Annotated in this window: 19 protein-coding genes and 5 tRNA genes; 18 read left to right on the top strand and 6 right to left on the bottom strand. The window is 43.6% G+C overall.

Going from position 1 to position 20,811, the window contains the following annotated elements; translation table 11 throughout:
- The first annotated feature begins 2 nt into the window (after positions 1-2).
- Positions 3-653, top strand: a complete 651-nt coding sequence (locus M3180_RS17650; protein WP_251669914.1) for an MBL fold metallo-hydrolase — start codon at positions 3-5, stop codon at positions 651-653.
- A 100-nt stretch (positions 654-753) separates the two neighbouring features.
- Positions 754-2,910 (top strand): Tex family protein, encoded by a 2,157-nt coding sequence (locus tag M3180_RS17645; RefSeq protein WP_251669913.1) that lies wholly within the window; start codon positions 754-756, stop codon positions 2,908-2,910.
- A gap of 118 nt (positions 2,911-3,028) precedes the next feature.
- Here the strand turns inward: M3180_RS17645 and cmpA are convergent, their stop codons facing one another.
- On the bottom strand, positions 3,029-3,175 hold the full coding sequence (gene cmpA, locus M3180_RS17640; protein WP_251669911.1) for a cortex morphogenetic protein CmpA: 147 nt from the start codon (positions 3,173-3,175) through the stop codon (positions 3,029-3,031).
- A gap of 267 nt (positions 3,176-3,442) precedes the next feature.
- Positions 3,443-3,799, bottom strand: coding sequence for a hydrolase/acyltransferase (locus M3180_RS17635; RefSeq protein ID WP_251669908.1), 357 nt, complete (start codon positions 3,797-3,799; stop codon positions 3,443-3,445).
- Between the two features lie 143 nt (positions 3,800-3,942).
- Between M3180_RS17635 and M3180_RS17630 the strand changes: the two genes are divergently transcribed.
- The 7 genes from M3180_RS17630 to M3180_RS17600 all read left to right on the top strand — a co-directional run bounded on the left by M3180_RS17630 (position 3,943) and on the right by M3180_RS17600 (position 5,389).
- Positions 3,943-4,413 (top strand): SprT family protein, encoded by a 471-nt coding sequence (locus tag M3180_RS17630; protein WP_251669906.1) that lies wholly within the window; start codon positions 3,943-3,945, stop codon positions 4,411-4,413.
- 44 nt (positions 4,414-4,457) lie between these two features.
- Positions 4,458-4,533 (top strand) — tRNA-Asn (locus M3180_RS17625).
- Positions 4,534-4,538: 5 nt separating this feature from the next.
- Positions 4,539-4,629 (top strand) — tRNA-Ser (locus M3180_RS17620).
- 142 nt (positions 4,630-4,771) lie between these two features.
- A tRNA-Glu gene (locus M3180_RS17615) sits at positions 4,772-4,846 on the top strand.
- Positions 4,847-4,889: 43 nt separating this feature from the next.
- Positions 4,890-4,965: transfer RNA gene (locus M3180_RS17610), tRNA-Lys, on the top strand.
- A 49-nt stretch (positions 4,966-5,014) separates the two neighbouring features.
- Positions 5,015-5,100: transfer RNA gene (locus tag M3180_RS17605), tRNA-Leu, on the top strand.
- Positions 5,101-5,179: 79 nt separating this feature from the next.
- The gene (locus M3180_RS17600; protein ID WP_251669903.1) at positions 5,180-5,389 is read left to right on the top strand and encodes a hypothetical protein; all 210 of its coding nucleotides are present in this window, start codon (positions 5,180-5,182) and stop codon (positions 5,387-5,389) included.
- Positions 5,390-5,469: 80 nt separating this feature from the next.
- Here the strand turns inward: M3180_RS17600 and M3180_RS17595 are convergent, their stop codons facing one another.
- A complete protein-coding gene (locus M3180_RS17595; RefSeq protein WP_251669901.1) occupies positions 5,470-5,715 on the bottom strand; it encodes a translation initiation factor 2 in 246 nt (81 codons plus the stop codon).
- Between the two features lie 476 nt (positions 5,716-6,191).
- Between M3180_RS17595 and M3180_RS17590 the strand changes: the two genes are divergently transcribed.
- A complete protein-coding gene (locus M3180_RS17590) occupies positions 6,192-6,440 on the top strand; it encodes a hypothetical protein (RefSeq protein WP_251669899.1) in 249 nt (82 codons plus the stop codon).
- 138 nt (positions 6,441-6,578) lie between these two features.
- Here the strand turns inward: M3180_RS17590 and M3180_RS17585 are convergent, their stop codons facing one another.
- Complete coding sequence (locus M3180_RS17585) at positions 6,579-8,753, bottom strand: DUF2339 domain-containing protein (protein ID WP_251669897.1); 2,175 nt, start codon at positions 8,751-8,753, stop codon at positions 6,579-6,581.
- A gap of 143 nt (positions 8,754-8,896) precedes the next feature.
- Between M3180_RS17585 and M3180_RS17580 the strand changes: the two genes are divergently transcribed.
- The 4 genes from M3180_RS17580 (at position 8,897) to M3180_RS17565 (ending at position 13,718) form a co-directional block, all read left to right on the top strand.
- The gene (locus tag M3180_RS17580; RefSeq protein ID WP_251669895.1) at positions 8,897-9,805 is read left to right on the top strand and encodes a copper amine oxidase N-terminal domain-containing protein; all 909 of its coding nucleotides are present in this window, start codon (positions 8,897-8,899) and stop codon (positions 9,803-9,805) included.
- Between the two features lie 148 nt (positions 9,806-9,953).
- Entirely contained in the window at positions 9,954-11,021 is a 1,068-nt protein-coding gene (hflK, locus tag M3180_RS17575; protein ID WP_251669894.1) for an FtsH protease activity modulator HflK, read from the top strand.
- Positions 11,022-11,035: 14 nt separating this feature from the next.
- Positions 11,036-11,902, top strand: a complete 867-nt coding sequence (hflC, locus tag M3180_RS17570) for a protease modulator HflC (protein WP_251669893.1) — start codon at positions 11,036-11,038, stop codon at positions 11,900-11,902.
- A 556-nt stretch (positions 11,903-12,458) separates the two neighbouring features.
- The gene (locus M3180_RS17565; RefSeq protein ID WP_251669890.1) at positions 12,459-13,718 is read left to right on the top strand and encodes an MFS transporter; all 1,260 of its coding nucleotides are present in this window, start codon (positions 12,459-12,461) and stop codon (positions 13,716-13,718) included.
- A gap of 157 nt (positions 13,719-13,875) precedes the next feature.
- Here the strand turns inward: M3180_RS17565 and M3180_RS17560 are convergent, their stop codons facing one another.
- Both M3180_RS17560 and M3180_RS17555 read right to left on the bottom strand, forming a co-directional pair.
- Positions 13,876-14,103: a 3-dehydroquinate dehydratase gene (locus M3180_RS17560; protein WP_251669888.1), complete on the bottom strand. Its 228-nt coding sequence runs from the start codon at positions 14,101-14,103 to the stop codon at positions 13,876-13,878.
- 155 nt (positions 14,104-14,258) lie between these two features.
- Positions 14,259-15,173: an AraC family transcriptional regulator gene (locus M3180_RS17555; RefSeq protein ID WP_251669886.1), complete on the bottom strand. Its 915-nt coding sequence runs from the start codon at positions 15,171-15,173 to the stop codon at positions 14,259-14,261.
- Between the two features lie 148 nt (positions 15,174-15,321).
- Here M3180_RS17555 and yicI point away from each other — a divergent pair, with 148 nt between their 5' ends.
- The 4 genes from yicI (at position 15,322) to M3180_RS17535 (ending at position 20,795) form a co-directional block, all read left to right on the top strand.
- Positions 15,322-17,643 carry an alpha-xylosidase gene (gene yicI, locus M3180_RS17550; RefSeq protein WP_251669883.1) on the top strand — a complete coding sequence of 774 codons (2,322 nt, stop codon included), beginning with the start codon at positions 15,322-15,324 and terminating at the stop codon, positions 17,641-17,643.
- A 154-nt stretch (positions 17,644-17,797) separates the two neighbouring features.
- On the top strand, positions 17,798-18,841 hold the full coding sequence (locus tag M3180_RS17545) for an AbrB family transcriptional regulator (RefSeq protein WP_251669881.1): 1,044 nt from the start codon (positions 17,798-17,800) through the stop codon (positions 18,839-18,841).
- 121 nt (positions 18,842-18,962) lie between these two features.
- A complete protein-coding gene (locus M3180_RS17540; protein ID WP_251669879.1) occupies positions 18,963-19,742 on the top strand; it encodes a sugar phosphate isomerase/epimerase family protein in 780 nt (259 codons plus the stop codon).
- Positions 19,743-19,769: 27 nt separating this feature from the next.
- Positions 19,770-20,795 carry a Gfo/Idh/MocA family protein gene (locus M3180_RS17535; RefSeq protein ID WP_251669877.1) on the top strand — a complete coding sequence of 342 codons (1,026 nt, stop codon included), beginning with the start codon at positions 19,770-19,772 and terminating at the stop codon, positions 20,793-20,795.
- Positions 20,796-20,811: the final 16 nt, after the last annotated feature.

The raw sequence follows: 20,811 nt of genomic DNA, 5'->3' as shown, positions 1-20,811 counted from the left end.
CGATGAGCAATTTTTCGGTAGAGAGCTTTTCATTAGGACCATTGCAGACGAATTGTTATCTGCTAACGGTGCAAGGAGAAACAGAAGGTAAGCGTAAAGGAATTATTATCGATCCCGGCATGAATCCGAAGCGACTCCTTGATCGCATTGAGCAGGTAGAGATTGAAGCGATTCTGCTGACACACGCTCATTTTGATCATATGGGTGGTGTTGACGAGGTGCGCAAGGAGGCAAATTGCCCTGTCTATGTGCATGATCTGGAAGCCGATTGGCTGACGGATTCTCGCAAAAATGGATCGATGCGCTGGCAGGATGTTACCCCGCCGCTTGCAACAGATCCAGCCGAGCACGCACTGGATGAAGGGATGGAGCTGAAGCTGATCGACCATACGTTCAAGGTACTGCATACGCCAGGGCATTCGCCAGGCAGTGTAAGCTTTGTGTGCGATGGTCATATCTTCTCTGGCGATGTGTTGTTCCGCTCCTCAGTAGGCCGTACGGACCTTCCTGGCGGACGTGAAGCAGATCTGTTTGATTCCATACAAAATAAATTGTACAAGCTAGCAGACGAGACGATTGTCTATCCAGGACATGGTCCACGGACTTCGATCGGCTATGAAAAAGCTAACAATCCATACGTAAGACTGACATAGAACATTTCAGAAGCATTCCTGCACTAGTCGAGGGATGCTTCTGTTGCCTATTGCTACGGTAATGCTGCGGTAAGCATGGAGAAAAGGATGGGGTATAGACATGGCATTGAATATGGTAGAGGAAATTGCAAAACAGCTCGCAATTCCTGTGAAAAAGATTAAGTCTGCAGTCGAGCTGCTCGATGAAGGGAATACGATTCCATTTATCGCGCGCTATCGAAAAGAGATGACCGGCGAGCTGGATGAAGTACAGCTCAGATCGATTGAGGAAAAGCTGCAGTACTTGCGTAATCTGCAAGCACGAAAGGAAGAGGTGCTCCGTCTAATTGAGGAGCAAGGCAAGCTTACAGACGAGCTTGCAGCAGCGATTACAGCAAGCGCGAAGCTTCAAGAGGTTGAGGATCTGTATCGTCCTTATCGTCAGAAGCGTAAAACAAGAGCAAGTGTGGCTAAGGAGAAGGGGCTTGAGCCACTTGCCTTATGGCTGCTGGAGCAAAAGGGTACGGACTTGCTAGGTGAGGCTGCACGTTATGTCAATGAGGAAAAAGGGGTTGCTACAGCTGAAGACGCGCTGGCGGGAGCGAAGGATATCATCGCTGAGCAGCTTGCAGACGATGCGAAAATACGCACTTGGATTCGGACCTTCACCTTCAGTCAGGGAATTATGCGTACGGTGGCAAAGGATGCAGAGGCCGAGAGTGTGTATGAGATGTATTATGATTACCAGGAGCCGATTGCTAAGCTGCCACCGCATCGCATCCTTGCGATTAATCGTGGAGAGCGTGAGGAGCTGCTAAAGGTTAGTCTCGAGCTCGATATTGATAAAATTGAGCAGTACATCCATAAGGGGATTGTGAAAAGCTATGCAAAGCCCGAGGTCGTTGAGCTGCTTGACGATGTGATTCAGGATGTCTACAAGCGTTTGATTGCACCGTCAATCGAGCGTGAGGTGCGCGGCGAATTGACCGATAAGGCCGAAGCACATGCGATTACGATCTTCTCTGCCAATCTGCGTAATCTGCTGCTGCAACCACCGGTTCGCGGTAAAATTGTGCTTGGCGTAGACCCTGCATTCCGTACGGGCTGCAAGCTTGCAGTCGTTGATGATATTGGGAAGATGCTAGAGGTTGGTGTATGCTACCCGACTGCACCGCATCATAAAACAGCAGAGGCTGAAAAGCTGATCCGCGGGTTGATCGATAAATACAGCATTGAGCTCATTGTCATTGGCAACGGAACGGCATCAAGAGAAACGGAGCAATTTATTGCGGATGTCATTAAACGCCACTCGCGAGCTGGAGAACTGAAATACATCATCGTCAATGAAGCGGGGGCATCTGTGTACTCTGCTTCACCGCTCGCAGCTGACGAGTTTCCTGATCTGGATGTAGCAGAGCGCAGTGCAGTTTCGATTGCGCGACGTTTGCAGGACCCGCTAGCAGAGCTCGTTAAAATAGAGCCCAAAGCTATTGGAGTAGGACAATATCAGCATGACGTAACGCAGAAGCGCTTGGAGGAGTCGCTGGGAGCTGTAGTCGAATCGGCAGTTAACCACGTTGGTGTTGATGTGAATACAGCTTCACCTTCCTTGCTTTCTTATGTTGCTGGCATCAATGGGACGATCGCCAAAAACATCGTGCGTTACCGTGATGAGAATGGTCGCTTTACGAAGCGTAATCAGCTTCAGAAGGTGCCCCGCCTCGGTGCAAAGTCCTACGAGCAATGTATCGGCTTCCTGCGCATTGTAGATGGTGAGCAGGTGCTGGACAATACTCCGATTCACCCTGAGTCCTATAATGTTGTCAAAGCGCTGCTTAAGGAGCTTGGTATGTCGGAGGCAGCTGTAGGAACGGATGTGTTGAACGAAGCGCTGAATTCAATCCAGCTTGAGGAGCTGGCGCAAAAGCTGGAGGTCGGTGTGCCAACGCTGACGGATATCGTCGAGAGTCTTCTGCGTCCAGGTCGTGACCCGCGTGAGGAGCTTCCGCCGCCGATTTTCCATACCGATGTGCTTAACATTGAGGATTTAACGAAGGGCATGGAGCTACAAGGCACGGTGCGCAACGTCATTGACTTTGGAGCATTTGTCGATATTGGCTTGAAGAATGATGGGCTTGTCCATATCTCTCAGCTAAGCGATCGCTTCGTAAAGCATCCGATGGACGTTGTATCTGTTGGTGATACCGTAACGGTATGGGTGCTCGATGTTGATCTTAAGCGAAGCCGTGTCGCATTAACGATGAAAAAACCACAATGATCGTGGTCATAAAACTGAATTAATTAAGTGATTAAACATGAAAGCCATTCATTTTGCGCGAGAGATCTAAGTCTAACGCAAATGAATGGCTTAATTGTTTGTACGTGCTAATGTCCAATTATATGGATTGATTGTTATCCGTATCGCTTTTCATATGATAGGATTGAGAACGGTAGAAGTACCAGCAATCATTAAGTAGACGTATTTTTCGTTTATCGCCACGTTGGAATGCTCGCATTAATTGATTCTTAAGCCAGTGGGGCATCGCTATACCTCCTTGTGCATGTAGCTTATGGTGTTGTATAACATATGTCCTCTGGGCTTATCTCGTGCCTGTCTTAATCGAGTCAATAAGAAGAGCTGCCAGGGTGTAATCCCATGACAGCTCTAGTGATGTAGCATATGATTGAATTATACCGTGTAGTACATAACTTAATAACTAAGTAATAACCTTAGCGTCGAAAGCCTATAGAGAATATGTGCACTTTTAAGCTTATAAACTTATGGAGTTGAGCGTCACTACGGTAATTGCTTAAGCTTCTTCTTCTAGTTCTTCATACCATTGCTCTAGCTGGGCTTGAAGTGCACGAATTTCCGTTAACAATGAAATTAGCGGGTAAGATTTTTCTTTAATTGCAGAGAAATCTGCTTCAAGTGTATTAATATAATCTAAGCCTGAGACGATGCGGGCATCGCTTGAATGAAGCTCAACGGCATCACATTCAGCAACAGCAAGCGGAAGAACAGGTACTTCTTCTGCTGTTAATTTATCGATTTCCTTCTGCAGGCGCAGGTTAAGCGCACTTAGCTGGTATGCATGCGTAGCGGGCATTTCAACAAAAGTGAGCTGGGTTTGTTGCTGCAATAAGACATAGCGCATAATAGCCATAATAAAATGAAACTCTCCCCTCAATGATAGCAGTTCTACTTGACAGTTTAGCGTATAATTCAATTACAATTCAAGTAGTGAACGGATACTAGAAGAGATACACGATAATATTATTTTATTTTTCATAATTAAGGTGATTGTATATGAACAATGAAGAGCTTCAGCAATGGGTGGAGGAGGTTTCGCTGCAATACTTTGGCAGACCCTTTATCCATAAGGCGACATTCAACGCAAGACTAAAGGCGACTGGTGGCCGCTATTTTACTCAGTCACACAATATTGAGATTAGTCCCCATCAGCTGGCTGCATTCGGTAAGGAAGAAACGGAAAAAATTATAAAGCATGAGCTATGCCATTATCATTTGCATATATTAAACCGTGGCTACAAGCATAGGGATCAAGATTTTAAGCAATTGCTTGCTCATGTGGGAGGCTCGCGCTATTGCAACACGCTTCCTGAGCGAAAGGAAGCTAAGAAACGGGAATATCGCTACTTGCTGCAATGCGTGCATTGTGGCCAGCAATATTATCGGAAAAGAAGGATGGATGTAAGCAAATATCGCTGTGGTAGATGCAGTGGAAAATTAAATGTAAAAATGCTTGACAAAGAATAAGGGACATGGTAGATTATTACTTGTCCGCTTTATCTTTTTGTTGTTCCCTGATAGCTCAGTTGGTAGAGCACTCGACTGTTAATCGAGTTGTCACAGGTTCGAGTCCTGTTCGGGGAGCCATTCATGGAGAAGTACCCAAGTGGCTCAAGGGGACCCTCTGCTAAGGGGTTAGACTGCGTAAGTGGTGCGTGGGTTCGAATCCCACCTTCTCCGCCATCATTTTTCTTACTAGGAAGATGCTGATAATGGACCGAACTAACCGGTCTTTTTTATTTTCCTACATTAGAAAAAAAAGTTGTTGCATAGTGTAAGTTGATGTGTTAAGATACATCTTGTCTCTTTTGAAGTTAGTTTGCACGGCCCGTTGGTCAAGGGGTTAAGACACCTCCCTTTCACGGAGGTAACAGGGGTTCGAATCCCCTACGGGTCACCACTATTCTTATGAGAGCAGCTCGCATGAGTAACAATAATCATGAGAGCCATTAGCTCAGTTGGTAGAGCACCTGACTTTTAATCAGGGTGTCGAAGGTTCGAGTCCTTCATGGCTCACCAGTTTTCTTCTAAGTAAGTCAGCTGGATGAATATTATAATGTTCCCATTTGCGGTAGTGGCGGAATGGCAGACGCGCCATCTTGAGGGGGTGGTGGGTGAATACCCGTGGAGGTTCGAGTCCTCTCTACCGCACCATACATATAAACGTTCAAGTCCTTGCATAGCAAGGACTTTTTTTGTTATTTCATCGAATAGGTGATATAGGTGATAAGTTATGGAGATTGAAGAAATCTATACTCGAAAAAAATTAAGACAAGCAATATTAAAACAACTCTATGATTTGTATTTTTCGGGAGGACCAGAATGGCCGTCTAAAACTAAAGTTATGGGTTTAACAGGAACAAAGAAGCAATTGTACATTGATAATGAGCATCACAAGGCGTATCATTCTCTTTTCGCACGGCAGATGGGATTGATTACATAGAAGCCCTCATGCTATCTGAAAGCAAAAATACGTAAGTTGTATTCGTGTAATAGTCTACAAAGTTATATCTTATCGTACGGTTAGCTCAATTTATTTCTAATCGAAATCAATTCGTTAATATAATGATCAATCTGTGCCTGAGTTTCCTCGAGATGATCGGTTGCTGAAGAACTCCGAGTATCTGGTTCAGGGTTTTCTAATAGGTCTAATGTTAAAGCAGCTGCATAGGCAGCGATTCCATCACCAATTACCACTATAGCAGCACCGATAAGTGCGAGTCTTGCGATTTTTATCTCTCTGGATTCCTCGTCATTTCTATTCTTCATGATGATGAATTCCTTTCTGTAAGAACGGGATAAGAACCTCTAGGCACATTATATGCGGTACGTTCGACTATGGAGACAAAGAATTAAAAGGACCGAGCACTATCCATCAAGTGGTCAAGAAGCTGTAGTTACATGGGAAAACCTGCTAGTCCTATTATGGAACGATGTATGTTAGAATGAGGTTGAGAGGGGCAAGTACCTTCTTCTAAAGGAACTTAACGTTTGCGTGGTGGCTTACGTTTCTAGGTTCCTTTTTCTATATCTACATATTGTTAATTCAGAGCCGCTCTTAGAAGCGGCTTTTTTTGTGCTTGTATAGCTATAACACCGGGAAATTGTCATGTAATCACTTGAAAACGAACACTTGTTCGCATATAATGTAATTATTAATTAATGGCGACGATCTGATGTAACCGTATGTTGGCTGGCAAGATCCTTCCATTATATTAATAGCTCTGTTTAATGGAGGTTAGATCATGGAAAGAAAGCTAAAGAAAAGGGTAATTATAGACAGGCGGGAGCTTATCAGCGATGCACTACGGCAAAGTATGCAGTATAAAATATCGTTGTCACTCCATATGTATGATCCATATGAGGAGCTTAAAGTAGTAGGTATCGTCAATAACGTTAGCACATTACATGGACGATTTCGAGTGGATGATGATTGGTTCAACATTGATGATATAGAGGATATCGTTGTCGAAGATACGAATAAAATTTCATGAGGCTTTGTTAGATTGCAGACAGCTATAATATCTAATGCTGCAATGAAGCGAGCTGCAGTTATTGTGTCGTGCCACAGAGGCAGAAAAGCCGCTCATCTTGCGATGAGCGGCTTTGTTAATTAGTTATTTAGTCAAATCCTACTGCGTTTTATTTTGGTCGTCTGTTTTATTATAGAGAAGGTAGGACACTAAGATACCGACTCCGCCCAGTACCGTAAACAGGATGGACTTAATGAGAATGTTTAGGAACGTAATATCAATAAATACGACCTTGAATGCGATCACGAGTAGTAGAATAATACCCGTTAAGCGTGCCTGTGCAGCACTGCGAGTCGCTCCATATGCAATGGCGATAATAGCGTAGAGCAGCCATGCAAAAGAAACAAAATATGGCCTTGAGTCTGACGTACCTATTAGCTCACCTACAAGATTACCGAATATCGTAATAAACCAAAAGGCTAGTGCAGCTTCAATCCAAAGGATGGTTGACAGCCATACCTTAACGTTCGCCGGATTATGCGCCTCTTCTGATTGTAGGGTTTGCTTGCATTCACGATAGATGACTGGGAAGCTTGCAAGAACGACAATCCAGCAAAGCATCTCATAAGAGAGAATGGCATCAAGCGGCTCAAACATAATACTAACGGTGCCGATACCTAGCGCTGCTGCTCCGAACCAGCGTAGCAGGTTAAGGTTATCCCTTAAGCCGTACAGAACGAGCGTGACACCGGTACCGTAAAGAATAAGATTCGTGTATGGAGTGCCAAGCAAATTTATAAAGAAGCAAATTAGCGCAAATGCCGCCAATAATGCGCTAATCTCAATACGTAGCTTGAATGGTGAGCGCTGTTCATGCTCCTCATTGGCTTCTCCACGTTCAAAAAATAAGATAGCTACAGCGTAAGCTGCTGCGATGATGATCGATACGATCAGGAAAATCGTGCTCTTACCGCCGTAAATATGTGCTGTCCAGCTTATGATGGCTAACACACCAACAGCCTGCATGACATGAGACTCAGCATGAAGCTGCTTTCGTTTCATATATTGAATGAATACAACGAGATGCTGTGCCAGCAATGCAGCAATCAAGAAGCCATTGGAAGCCTCCGAATGCACGTTGCTTGTAATAATTAATGAAAAGTGCAGTAAAAAATATGCGATGCCGTGAGCATATCGGTATTTCAGTGCTGAGCTGAGAAGCATCATGCTAATTGAAATAACTAATTGTACAAGCAGGTATGGAATCGCATGTACATTTTGAATATCGATTAGATATACGCATAGATATGCTGAGAATATCGCGATACATACGAGCAGCTGGGAACGCCAGCGAATAGCCGAATAGATAATAAGAGCACAGGATAATACATAAAAAGCAGCGGCTATGACCACACCGAACAGTTCATAGGATAGATGAGCTATTGATATCGTAATAATTAAGACACCATGAGCTCCTCCAAGCAGCGCTTTTCCGAGTATGGGTCGCTTGCTCCGCTGATGCTGAAGCATACCTGTTACGTACATTGCGGTTGCTAGCAGTAAGCCTAATATACAGCGAACAGGCTCAGTAATAAGACCAAAAGCAACGCCCGCTATAAACAGCATAAGAATACCGATAAGCAGGATGATGATAAATACTATTGGAAGTACATAGCGCACCAAAATGTTTTCCATGCTTCGGCCGGATGCTTTATTAGGTTGATTTGACACCATGTTAGGAATTGGCTGATTGCCAAGATTAGGCTGCATATGGTTCGGGAAATACTGCTGCTGACCAGGAGCTCCGTGCTGTAAGTGCTGTGGCTGCCTTGGACCTGCGCCCTGCTGTACATGCTGCTGCTGTCCTGGACTTGTGCCCTGCTGTACATGCTGTTGCTGCGCTGGTCGTGCGATCTGCTGCAAGTGCTGCTGCAAGTGCTGTGGCTGCCTTGGACCTGCGCCCTGCTGTACATGCTGCTGCGCTGGACGTGCGCCTTGCTGTGCATGCTGTGGCTGCGCTGGATGGACGCTCTGCTGTACATGCTGCTGTCCTGGACCAGTGCCCTGTTGACCTACCGGATTTTGTTGCAAATGCTGTTGTCCATCAGCATTACGGTGCACCTGTTGCTGTGGCCCGCCCATACTCTGTTGCTGATTTAGTGGCTGTCTTGTAGGGTTACCCTGATAATCAGCTGCAGGTGGTGGGTGAAGGGCTCCCTGCTGTATTGTTGCTTGTGTCTGCTGGGGGGGCGATTGCTGCTGTCCCCCGGAGCTTTTTTTCAGCTGCTGCAGCTCTTGCTCTACGGCTGCTAGGCGCTGTTCAAGCTCTGACACTCTTTTATTCCACTCGATCTGGATCTCCTCCTTGAGATGAATTGGTCATATACGTTCACTTTATTCTCAAATATTGGTATGATATACGTGTTTTGATTATATGCTAGCAATACAATTTCAATTAGAGAGGGAGAGCTTAGTTAATGAAAAAATGGTTTGCACTTATTGTAATGCTCACATTATTACTACCGGCTAGTATAGCTTCTGCTGCAGCTCCGACAGATCCTATTAAGGTTTTTGTTGATGGCAAGCAAGTGAAATTTGACGTCGACCCGATTATGTCAAATAATAACACATTGGTCCAATACACAACAGTGTTCAAAGCACTAGGAATGAATTATTCATGGGATCAGCAAGAAAAAATGGTAACGGGCTATAATGATTATATTTTAATGCATTTAAAAATCGGAGAAAATGTTGCGTACATTAACAACAAGCAAGTAAAAATGGATACGGCTGCAACGGTACTTAAGGGCAGAACGCTCGTGCCTATTCGCTTTATAAGTGAGGCAACAGGCGCAAAGGTTGTTTGGGATGGGAAGCAACGTACGATTAATATAACGTCTGCTCCTGAAAAAAACGAGCTTTCAGTATGGCTTAGAGATCAGCAATGGAATGACAGCTTTGCCTCCGTTATGGAAAGTGAAAGTTTAGAGCTGATCGATCAAGACAAAGCACATATACGCTATGAAGCGATTGACATAGCTGGCTTTACAGCATATCCTACGTACTATTTTGATGGAGATAAGCTGTTTAGCCTTGATTATACGTTTGATGTGCAGGCTCAATCGAATATGGACTACTTGCTTGCCATTGGTACACTTTATAATGAATTGGAAGCACATTTTGGTGAGCCGTACCGCGATGAGCTTTATTTCTATGATGAAGCTGATTATCATGAAGATGTTGAACGATTCGCAGACAGCATCGCAGCTGGTGAGGCAGAGCTAACGACAACTTGGCAGATCGGATATACGGAAATCGAGCTTGCCGCGTTTAGCGATGAGCAGGGTGGAATTGATCTGTATATCTCTTTGTTTAATACAAAATAATGTAAAGCTAACGTTAGTTAAATAGTGGGCATCCTCAAGCAGGATGCCTTTCTTTTTGAAGAAACCTTAAATAAAGCTGAAAAAACTGTGACCATTTGTTGAAAATGCCGTATAACATATCAGTAATCTAGAGAGGAGAGAACAACATATGAGTTTTGAAACATTTAAGCCAGAGCAGGGACCACCGAACAATAATAAACCAGAAGTTAATATGAAGTCAGTAAGAAAATTTGTCGTTATTGCTATTGTTGCAGTTGCATTGCTTTATATTGGTTCGACGTCCTTCTATACGGTAGAGGAGAGGGAAAGAGCAGCGGTGTACACCTTTGGTAAAATTACACATGAAGCAGGTTCAGGTCTGCACTTTAAACTTCCGCATCCGATCCAACAAGTACAAATCGTTCCTGCTGAGCTAACCCAAAACATTGCTATTGGCTATCGTGAAACAGCCAGCGGAGATGAAGTAGTAGAGGAAGAGGCAATGATGATAACAGGTGATGAAAATATCGTAGCAGCTGATGCGGTTATCACTTGGAAAATTAATAATATTAAGCATTATTTAACGAATATCGAAAACCCGGAAACCTTTTTACGTAATGCGTCTATCGCTTCCATTCGCTCAGTCATTGGTGCTCAGAAGCTGGATTATGTCATCACAGACGGTAAGACAGAAATCCAAGAGCTAGCTCGTATCCAGCTTGTTGAGCTTATGGATAAGTACGAAACAGGAATTCAAATTATTGACCTGAAGTTCCAGGATATCGAGCCACCTAGCGGTGAAGTTTCGGATGCATTCCGTGCAGTTACGAATGCGCGTGAGCAAAAAAATACGAAAATTAACAATGCGATGAAATATGAAAATGATCGTATTCCAAAAGCACGCGGTGAGGCTCAAGCGTTAATTGAGCAGGCTGAGGCGGAGAAAGCATCTCGTATATTGAACGCACAAGGGGATGTTGCTAAGTTCAATGCGATCTATGCGGAGTACTCAAACAATAAGGATATTACGGAAAACCGTTTAATCCTTGAAACGTTAGAAAAAATTCTACCTAATGCTCAGATTTTCATTACGAACTCTAACAGCGATACTGTGAATTATTTACCGCTTAATGAGATGATGAATCGCTCAGGCTCTACAGCAAGATCAAGCTCGAGCACGACAAGTCAGTCTCAATCAACACCAAGCACCAATAATTCTCAATCGTCAGCACAGTAAAGGAGGAGCATAAGATGAAAAAATGGTATGGATTAGCAGCACTTGTTATCGTATTCGTTATTATTGCTGCTGGCTCGCTGTTCGTAGTTAAGGAAGGCGAATATAAAATTATACTGAGATTCGGAGAAGCCATTGATGCAAAGAAGGAGCCTGGTCTTTATTTTAAGGTTCCGTTCATTGATAACGTTACATCGCTACCTAAATATCAGATGACCTATGTCAATGCTCCAACTCAAATTATGACGAAAGATAAAAAGATTATTTTCGTAGATAACTATACGGTGTGGAGAATTAATGATCCGCAAAAGTTTATTAAGACGAGTCACACGGTTTCTGCAGGTACACGTCGTATTGATGAAGCGGTATATAACTCAGTCCGTCGTAAGTTATCTGAAGTAAACTACGATGAGATCATTAGCGAGAATACCGCACGCGGTAATTTGAATGATGATATCACTAAGGACGTCGCGGTAGCTTTACAGCGTGACGACTACGGAATCCAAATTGTAGATGTTCGTATCAAGCGTACTGATCTGCCAGAGAGCAATAAGGAAAGTGTTTATAATCGGATGATTTCTGACCGTGAATCAATCGCTGCGCGTTACTTGTCCGAAGGTGATGAAGAATCTCGCAAAATTACATCAAAGGCTGACCGTACTGCACTTGAGCTAATGGCTCAGGCTGAAGCAGACGCGAAGAAAATCGTTGCAGAAGGCGAGCAGGAAGCAGCTAAAATCTATAACGACGCTTACGGTAAAGACCCGCAATTTTATAATTTGTATCGTACATTAGAAAGCTATGTCGTGACGCTAAGCAATGAGCCTGTCATCATGATTCCAATCGATTCACCATATGCTAGCATACTGCTAGGTCAGCAATAAGCGTTGATATGAGCGAAAGCTCTGAAGTACCAAACCTAAAATGAACGACGAAGCAGCTGTTCCCATTAACAAATAGGGAACAGCTGTTTTTTATGCAATAAGAGCCAGTTGAAGAGGCATTCACATAGCTAGAGCAAATTCGGGTGGTTCAGCTGCGTGTTATATGATATTTCATATAACTAGAGCGAATGCGGTCGAAACAGCTGCGTTTTATGTGATAAATCACATAACTAGAGCGAATAACGGCGATACAGCTGCGTTTTATATGATAATTCACATAACTAGAGCGAATCCCGGCGAAACAGCAGCGTTTTATATGATAATCCATATAACTAGAGCGTTTTACGGCGGTACAGCTGCGTTTTATATGATAAATCACATAACTAGACCTAATTCCGGCGAAACAGCTGTGTTTTATGAGATATTCCATGCCTCGAAAGATTTACGAGGAAACTTTATTAAAAATTTGGTAGGTACTATACAAAAGCCGAAAGATATAGTATGTTACTTCTCGGACAGTATCGATGTGATCATCTGAAAAAGAAGGTAACTGAGCATGGCACAACAAAATAAGCCTCATCATCATTATGCTTTAGGCATGCATATGCCGCCACGAGTTTGGTGGAACGTTCGAGTTGATTTTATTGCTACACTGTTTTTTAGCTTATTTAACGTCGTAATGAATCAATTTTACATTGCCTTCGCGATTCAGGAGGGTGCATCGAATTTACAGGTTGGCATATTGTCGGCAGCACCTGCGATCGGCTTAATCTTTTCGCCGATCTGGGCATCCTGGATCGAAAAAAGCAGCAGTCCGAAGCCATTTACGATATGGCCGAATATGATTGGCCGCTTGCTATTATTACTACCGGCAATATTTCCTGATCCCAATGTATACGTGGTGACAGCGGTTATCTTCCAGCTGCTAATGGGCATTCAAGCTCCTGCCTATGCAGCGCTAGTCTCTCGGATATATCCAACGAATATTCGTGGTCGACTAATGGGATACGTACGCGTAGGATCGGGTATGCTGATGATTCCGCTAGCTTATCTAGTAGGAAGCTGGGCAGATATATTGGGTCCACGTGGTCCACTTATTGCTGCCGCAATCGCTGGGTTTATCTCGGTTAGTATCTTCAATTCTATTAAAGTATCAAAGCAAGGCAGCGCTCCAAAGACGAGTGCCGTTAAAGAGGTGGCAAAGGTAGGGCGCAAGCAGAAAATTATAGAGCAGTTTCAGCTTATAAAAAGCAATCGGCTGCTTGCGATTTTCTTAATAGCAACAACATTTTCGGGCTTTGGCAATATGATCTCCATTCCACTGTATCAAATTATTCAAGTGGATATTCTCGGGCTAACTAACGTAGAGATCGGCTATGCGCGTGTAGCCTATTATGTTGCGCTGTTGCTAACCTTTTGGCTAGGCGGCATTATGATAGATAGAATAGATATTAAATATATTCTGCTTATCGGCATAAGCGCGTACGCAATCGTTCCTATGCTGTACAGCTTATGGGGAACCTATCCAGCTGTACTGCTCGGTAATGGCATCCAAGGGATTGGAGAAGCGATCTGGGACATTGGCATTATGGCATTTATATTTAAGATTGCACCTGGTAGAGAGGCTGTAGTATTCGGAATCCACCTTATGTTTTTTGGGATTCGCGGGTCTATTGGGCCAATACTAGGAACTTCATTAACGGGTACCCTTAATATCGATGTCATCTTAATGATCGCGTCGACGTTTGCTTGGATCGGCACATTGCTCTTCTTATGGGGAAACAGAAAGGAACCGCAATTAGCGGCTCAAAAATAGCAATTCATACAATAGCAATTCATACATTAATGTAGGTATAACCAAACAAATAGATATAAACAAAAAAAGCCTGGCTATTGAACGGCGCCTTAAGGTTAGAGAATGTCTAACCTTAAGGCGGAAGTTCAGCCAAGGCTTTTTCTTATAGAGAGTATGTTTAGTATAGAGAAATAGTAAGAGTATGGTGTTCAGTCAACGCATGCAATGTAGCCTCGGAGCCTACGATCTCAATACTGATCAGCGTAGCTAGACATTGCTTCAGCGCTTGTTTGCCAGTTTCCCATTTGCGATTAAGAATGGATTCAAGCTTGCGCATTGCTTTCTTATTTTGTTCACTCATATATACAGGGATTGCTTTATTTTGGAATACGAGTGTAGTTGCCATGTTACCAACCTCCAACACTGCGATGATTTATATACAGTGTAAAGAGCAAACCTTAATATTTCCTTAAAAAATTTTGAAAAAACTATGATATTCGAGCATTATGCCACAAATTCCGATGAAAGTTTTCTCATAATGAATGGAAGCCAGAAATTTGATCATACTTTTAAGGATTCAGCGCCCGCATGAAGCATTCGTTTGCGATAGTCTGATGGCGTACAATTCATTTGCTGGCGAAACACTTTTACGAAGTAGCTCATATGATCAAAGCCAACATCCATCGCAACAGAGGAGATCTTATTGCTCGGATCAAGCAGAAGCTCCGCTGCACGGCGAATTCGGTACGAGTTAAGGTATTCGATCGGGGTCTGACGTGTCATGCTTTTGAAGAAACGAATAAATTGGCCCTCACTCATCGGGATTTGCCCAGCAATTTCAGCAATTTTTAGCGGTTGATGATAATGCAGCTGAATATAGGTGATCGCTTTTTTCAGGCGTAGCGATTTCGTTTCATTGTTTAATCCTTTGCTTCGATTCACATGTCTGCCCTGCGGCAGGATGGTGTGCAGCATGGCGTACAGCTGTTGCTTCGCCGCCAGCTCATAGCCGAGGTCACCCTGATCACAGATCGATAGCAGCTCGCGAAGCTGAAACAACAGCTGACGCTCCCAACGTGAATCGCCTGTAATATGAACTGGAAATGTCTTCGTACGGTCTAGAAAAGGAGCAATATAATTTGCTTGTATATGATCAAAGCTGGAGCTTGAAAGCAGCTGTGAATCAAACACAACTGCACCGTACATACAGGTTGAATTGTTATAAGAATGTCCAGCATGAATTTCCCCGCTATCAATGAACACCGCTTCCCCTGCCTTGACAGGAAAATAGTCCGTGTCGAGCTGGAACAGTACTTCGCCCTCCATTACATAAAAAAATTCAACCTCATCATGCCAGTGGCATTCGAGTATCGGTGCGCCTGCAATATTTTGATCTATCCAGTAGGAGGCAAGCGGAAAGGAATCATTACCATGTCTTCTATTTTCCTTCAAGCTCGTTTTAATTGTTAAGTCCATGCAACTCACCTTCTCTTCAAAACATCAAAATAGTGCTATATTTGAGCATTATTCTGTTAGATTTAATGAAATAATATCACTATAATGCAAGTATAACACATATATTACTGTCCAAAACATTTTCACATAGAAAGGTTGTGCAGATCCTATGAAATTTCAAAACGGAAACTGGTTAATCCATGAGCAGTTCAATGTTCAAGGCGCAGTACAAGCACATGATTTTTATGAAAAGGATGGAGTGCTTACAGCTTACGCTGCTCCACGTCCGATCGTAACACGTGCAAATATGCTAGATACGATGCTGCTTACGATTCAATTTCACTCTCCGCTTCCAGGTGTCATTGGCGTTAAAATTATTCATCATGCGGGTGTTCGTGATGTTGGTCCTAACTTTGAGCTATCCAAATCTGCTGAAAGTCATGCAGTTATCGAGGAAACAGAAGAGTATGCGATGCTGACAAGCGGCAATCTAAGCGTACGAATTGCAAAAGGTCCTGAGTGGAAGGTTGACTTCCTACGCAATGGCAAGCGCATCACAGGCAGCCAGCAAAAATCTATGGCTTACATTAAAGAAGGCAAGCATAAGGCGTATGTACGCGAAGAGCTTGATCTTGGTGTTGGCGAATGGGTATATGGTCTAGGCGAGCGCTTTACTGCATTCGTGAAGAATGGACAAACGGTCGATATTTGGAACGAGGATGGCGGTACGAGCTCTGAGCAAACGTACAAAAACATCCCATTCTATATTACGAACAAAGGCTACGGCGTATTTGTTAACCAGCCTGAGCTAGTTTCCTTAGAGGTTGCTTCAGAGAAGGTGAAGAAGGTTCAATTCAGCGTAGAAGGCGAATCGCTTGAATACTTCATTATCGATGGTCCAGACATGAAAGGTGTACTTGATCGCTATACACAGCTAACAGGTCGCCCAGCATTGCCACCAGCTTGGACATTTGGTCTATGGCTGAGCACATCGTTCACAACAAACTACGATGAGCAAACGGTAAATTCCTTCGTAGACGGCATGGTAGAGCGTGATCTTCCGCTTCATGTATTCCACTTCGACTGCTTCTGGATGAAGGAGTTCCATTGGACGGATTTCAAATGGGATGAGTCTGTATTCCCTGACCCAGAAGGCATGCTTGCACGCTTGAAGGAGCGCGGATTGAAAATTTGTGTATGGATTAATCCATACATCGCTCAACGCTCTCGCTTGTTCGAGGAAGGTAAAGCGAACGGATATCTTGTTAAAAAGCCTAATGGCGACGTATGGCAATGGGATCTATGGCAGCCTGGCATGGCGCTTGTAGACTTCACAAACCCTGCAGCTTGTGAGTGGTATGCATCTTACCTGCGTGAGCTAGTAGATATGGGCGTTGATAGCTTCAAAACAGACTTCGGTGAGCGTATCCCGACAGACGTTGTTTACTTTGACGGCTCTGATCCATATAAAATGCACAACTACTATACACAGCTATATAACAAAGTTGTATTCGAAGTGCTGGAAGAGAAGCTTGGTAAAAATGAAGCAGCCGTATTTGCTCGTTCAGCAACAGCTGGCGGTCAGCAATTCCCAGTACACTGGGGTGGAGACTGCTATGCGGACTATGAATCAATGGCAGAAAGCCTTCGCGGCGGTTTATCACTAGGCTTGTCTGGCTTTGGCTTCTGGAGTCATGATATTGGCGGCTTCGAGAATACAGCGCCAAGCCATGTGTTCAAGCGTTGGCTGCAGTTCGGCTTGCTATCCAGCCACAGCCGTCTTCACGGTTCCAAATCTTATCGTGTGCCTTGGGATTATGACCAAGAGGCAGTTGATGTAACTCGTAAGTTTACGAAGCTAAAAAGCTCACTAATGCCATACTTGTACAACACTGCTGTTCAAGCACATGAGCAAGGTATTCCATCTATGCGTGCGATGGTATTAGAATTCCACGGTGATCCTGCCGTTGAGCAATTGGATCGTCAATATATGCTTGGTGATTCCTTGCTAGTTGCTCCTATCTTTACTGAAGAAGGCGAAGTAACGTACTACTTGCCTGCAGGTAAATGGAACCATCTATTAACTGGGGAAACGGTTGATGGTGGTGTATGGAGAACAGAAACCTACGACTTCATGAGTCTACCGTTATTCGTTCGTCAGAACAGCATTCTTGCAATTGGGGCTGTTAATGATCGTCCTGATTATGATTTTGCTGACGGTGTTCAGCTACAGCTGCATAACTTGCAGGATGGTGCACAAGCAAGCACAGTTGTACGCGACGCGAAGGGTAATGTTTCATTGACAGTTGAAGCTTCTCGTAGCGGGAATGCGATCACTGTAGCTGTAAAAGGCGCAAGCAAACCATTCTCTGTAGCAGTGAAAGGTGAAGCAGCGGCTAAAGCAGTTACAGGCGTTGACGCAAAAGTAGAGGAAGGCGTTATTAGCCTTGGTGCTGTCGGCGATGCAAGCTTTACAATCGAGCTAGCTTAAGTGTAAATATTAATTTTTATGAGCTTCAGATGCCGGCAATGCTGGTATCTGGAGCTTTATTTCATATAGACAAAGTATGGAACTTAAAGAGCGATAACTGGTATACTGGTAAAGCGCCTAAGCGCTATATTTAACTAAAGGATGTGGCGAGAAATTGCTCCCCATAATAAAGGTGCTTGGTTCAGCTTCAGTTGGCGTCCTCTTGTTTCAGCTGCTTCATTTGCCGATGCCGTGGCTGCTTGGACCTATATTTTCAGTCATGCTAGCTCAGCTTACAATTCGAACAAAAACGAGCTGGGTATGGCCTAGCTGGCTTCGTAACTGCGGATTAGTGCTGCTAGGAGCTGCAATAGGTGAAGCCTTTACCAGATCAATATTTTTGAATATCGGAAATTATTTGCTCTTGATGCTGATGCTCAATATTGTACTGCTATTCTTTTGTATATTGCTCGCATTCGTTACACAAAAGCTAACAGGAATGTCTTTTATGACTGCATTAACCTCTAGCATACCGGGTGGATTATCGCAGTCTGTTACGTTTGCAGAGGAGCATAAGGGCATAGACCTTGGCACTGTTACATATTTTCAAGTCATCAGGGTACTCTCCATTGTCAGCATCGTACCCTTTATCGTTAGCGGTCAATTGCTACCCGATGCTGTACACCACCCGGAAGAACCGTTTTGGAAAATTGCACTGTATGTGCTGCTCGCTTTTGCTTCCGTTCCGCTAGGTAAGCTGCTTAAGCTGCCTGTTGCCTATTTTTTAGCACCGGTTGTTGTAGGCATTGTCATTAATGCTTTCGGGGTACAGCCACCAGCGATTCCTGATTCAATGCTGCATGCTGCTCAGCTTTCTATAGGAGCATATATTGGTCTTATGCTAAAGCCAGACATGATTAAGCTCCCCTGGAAGGTCATTATGATGGGACTTATTAGCGCGTTAATCCTATTATTATTTAGCTATGGCTGCTCGATTGTACTCGCAAAGCTTGCGCAGGTTGATATGATAACGAGCTTTTTAAGTACTGCAGCGGGCGGGATGGATCAAATGAGCTTAATAGCAACCGCAATGAAAGCGGATCCGGCTTTTGTTACGTTATTTCAACTATTCCGATTGCTCTTTATTTATTTTATTGTATTTCCACTGCTGCAATGGGCTGCTAATAAAGTGACGCGAAAAGCTACTGATCTATCATAATGACAAAATCGCATAAGTTTATGCTAATTCGATTAATGTTTTTCTGCAGATGTATGCGCTATACTTATATCAAGTAAAGCAAAATCCAACATAAACATGAAATATAAGGAGCGCGTGTACAATGAAGAGAATGAATATTGGTGTACAGCTTTATACACTTCGCGATCAATTAGCAGAAGATTTTGAAGGTACGCTGCGTCATGTGGCAGGATTAGGCTATGAGGGTGTAGAATTTTTCCATTATGGTGATATTCCGGCAGCACGCATGAAGGAGCTGCTTGATGAGCTTGGACTAAAAGCAATTGGCTGTCATATTCAGCTTAGCAGCTTAAAGGATAACCTGCAGGCTGAGATTGATTACTTGAAAACGATTGGCTCCAAATATGCAATATGCCCTTGGCTTCCTGAAGAGCTTCGCAGTGTAGAAGCATGGCAGCAGCATCTTGTTGATCTGGCTGCCATTGGTAAAGCATGTACAGAGCAAGGAATCGAGCTAATGTACCATAATCATGATTTTGAATTCAGTACGCGAATCGATGGTCAGATGGTATTCGAAGCATTGTTTGAGCGTGTACCAGCAGAAGATCTAAAGGTTGAGATGGATATTGGCTGGGTACAGTTCTCCGGTATTGATCCAGTTGCATATATTCAAAAATATGCTGGACGCCTGCCGCTGCTTCATCTGAAGGATTACTTAAAGGAAAGCCGCGACCCAGAGAAAACAATTGATACCGTCGAGCTTGGAGAAGGCGATTTACCACTAGAGGCTATTGTTAAGGCTGCTTCTGATGCCGATGTAGAGTGGATTATAGTAGAGCAGGATTCTTGCACGAATCCACCGCTTGAATCCGTTGCAACAAGCATGAACTGGCTTAAAAAGCACTACTTAAACCAATTTTAATAATCGTACTAAAGGAGAGAGTATTGAATGTCTAAAATTAGAGTTGCAGTAATTGGTTGTGGATCTATCGCAAAATATCGTCATATTCCTGAATATGTTGAAAATCCGAATGTTGAGCTAGTCGCTTTTGTTGACCCTATTATTGAGCGTGCAGAGCACTATGCGAAGGAGCTTGGTGGCAAAGCATACGCCGATTATAAGGAAATGCTTGCAGAGGTAAAGCCAGATGCAGTAAGCGTATGTACGCCGAACTACTTGCATGCTGAGCAATCCATCGAAGCAGCTAAAGCTGGAGCACATGTGCTTGTTGAAAAGCCAATGGCTGTAACTGATGAAGAAGCTGCAGCAATGATTGAAGCTGCTAAAGCGAACAACGTAAAGCTTATGGTAGGACATAACCAACGCTTTATGCCTCCTCACGAAAAAGCAAAAGAAATTCTTAAAACTGGTGTACTTGGCAAAGTGCTTACATTCCGTACATCCTTTGGCCATCCTGGTCCTGATGCATGGAGTATCGACGGTGCAAATAGCTGGTTCTTCCGTAAAGAAGAAGCAATTATGGGCGCAATGGGCGATCTAGGTGTTCATAAGTCAGACCTTATCCGCTGGATGCTTGATGATGAAGTATCTGAGGTTGCTGCATTCGTTGGAACACTAGATAAGAAGGACACTGAAAGTGATGATAACGCATCCTGTATTCTTCGCATGAAATCAGGTGCGATCGGTACACTTGTAGCAAGCTGGACTTACTACAAAGGTGAGGACAACAGCACAATGCTATGGTGTGAAAACGGAGTAATGCGCATCGGTACAGATCCAGTCGACCAGGTTATCGTTGAGCTTCGTGATGGTACAGTTAATAAATATCAAACCGGAGAAATTTCTACGAACGAAAAGCAGCTTTCTAGCTTTGTTATCGATAAATTTGTAGAATCGATCGTTAACGATACAGTACCTGCGGTTACGGGTGAAGAAGGAAGAGCATCACTTAAAGTTATTCTTGATGCATTCGCTTCACAAGAAACAGGAAAAGTAATTAAAGTTACCGAATAATATATGTGAATTTAGA

The sequence above is a fragment of the Paenibacillus camelliae genome, from assembly GCF_023715345.1.
GTDB classification, from domain to species: domain Bacteria; phylum Bacillota; class Bacilli; order Paenibacillales; family Paenibacillaceae; genus Pristimantibacillus; species Pristimantibacillus camelliae.
The sequence above is the reverse complement of the archived record's forward strand: the minus strand, read 5'-3'. Positions and strand labels throughout refer to the sequence as shown.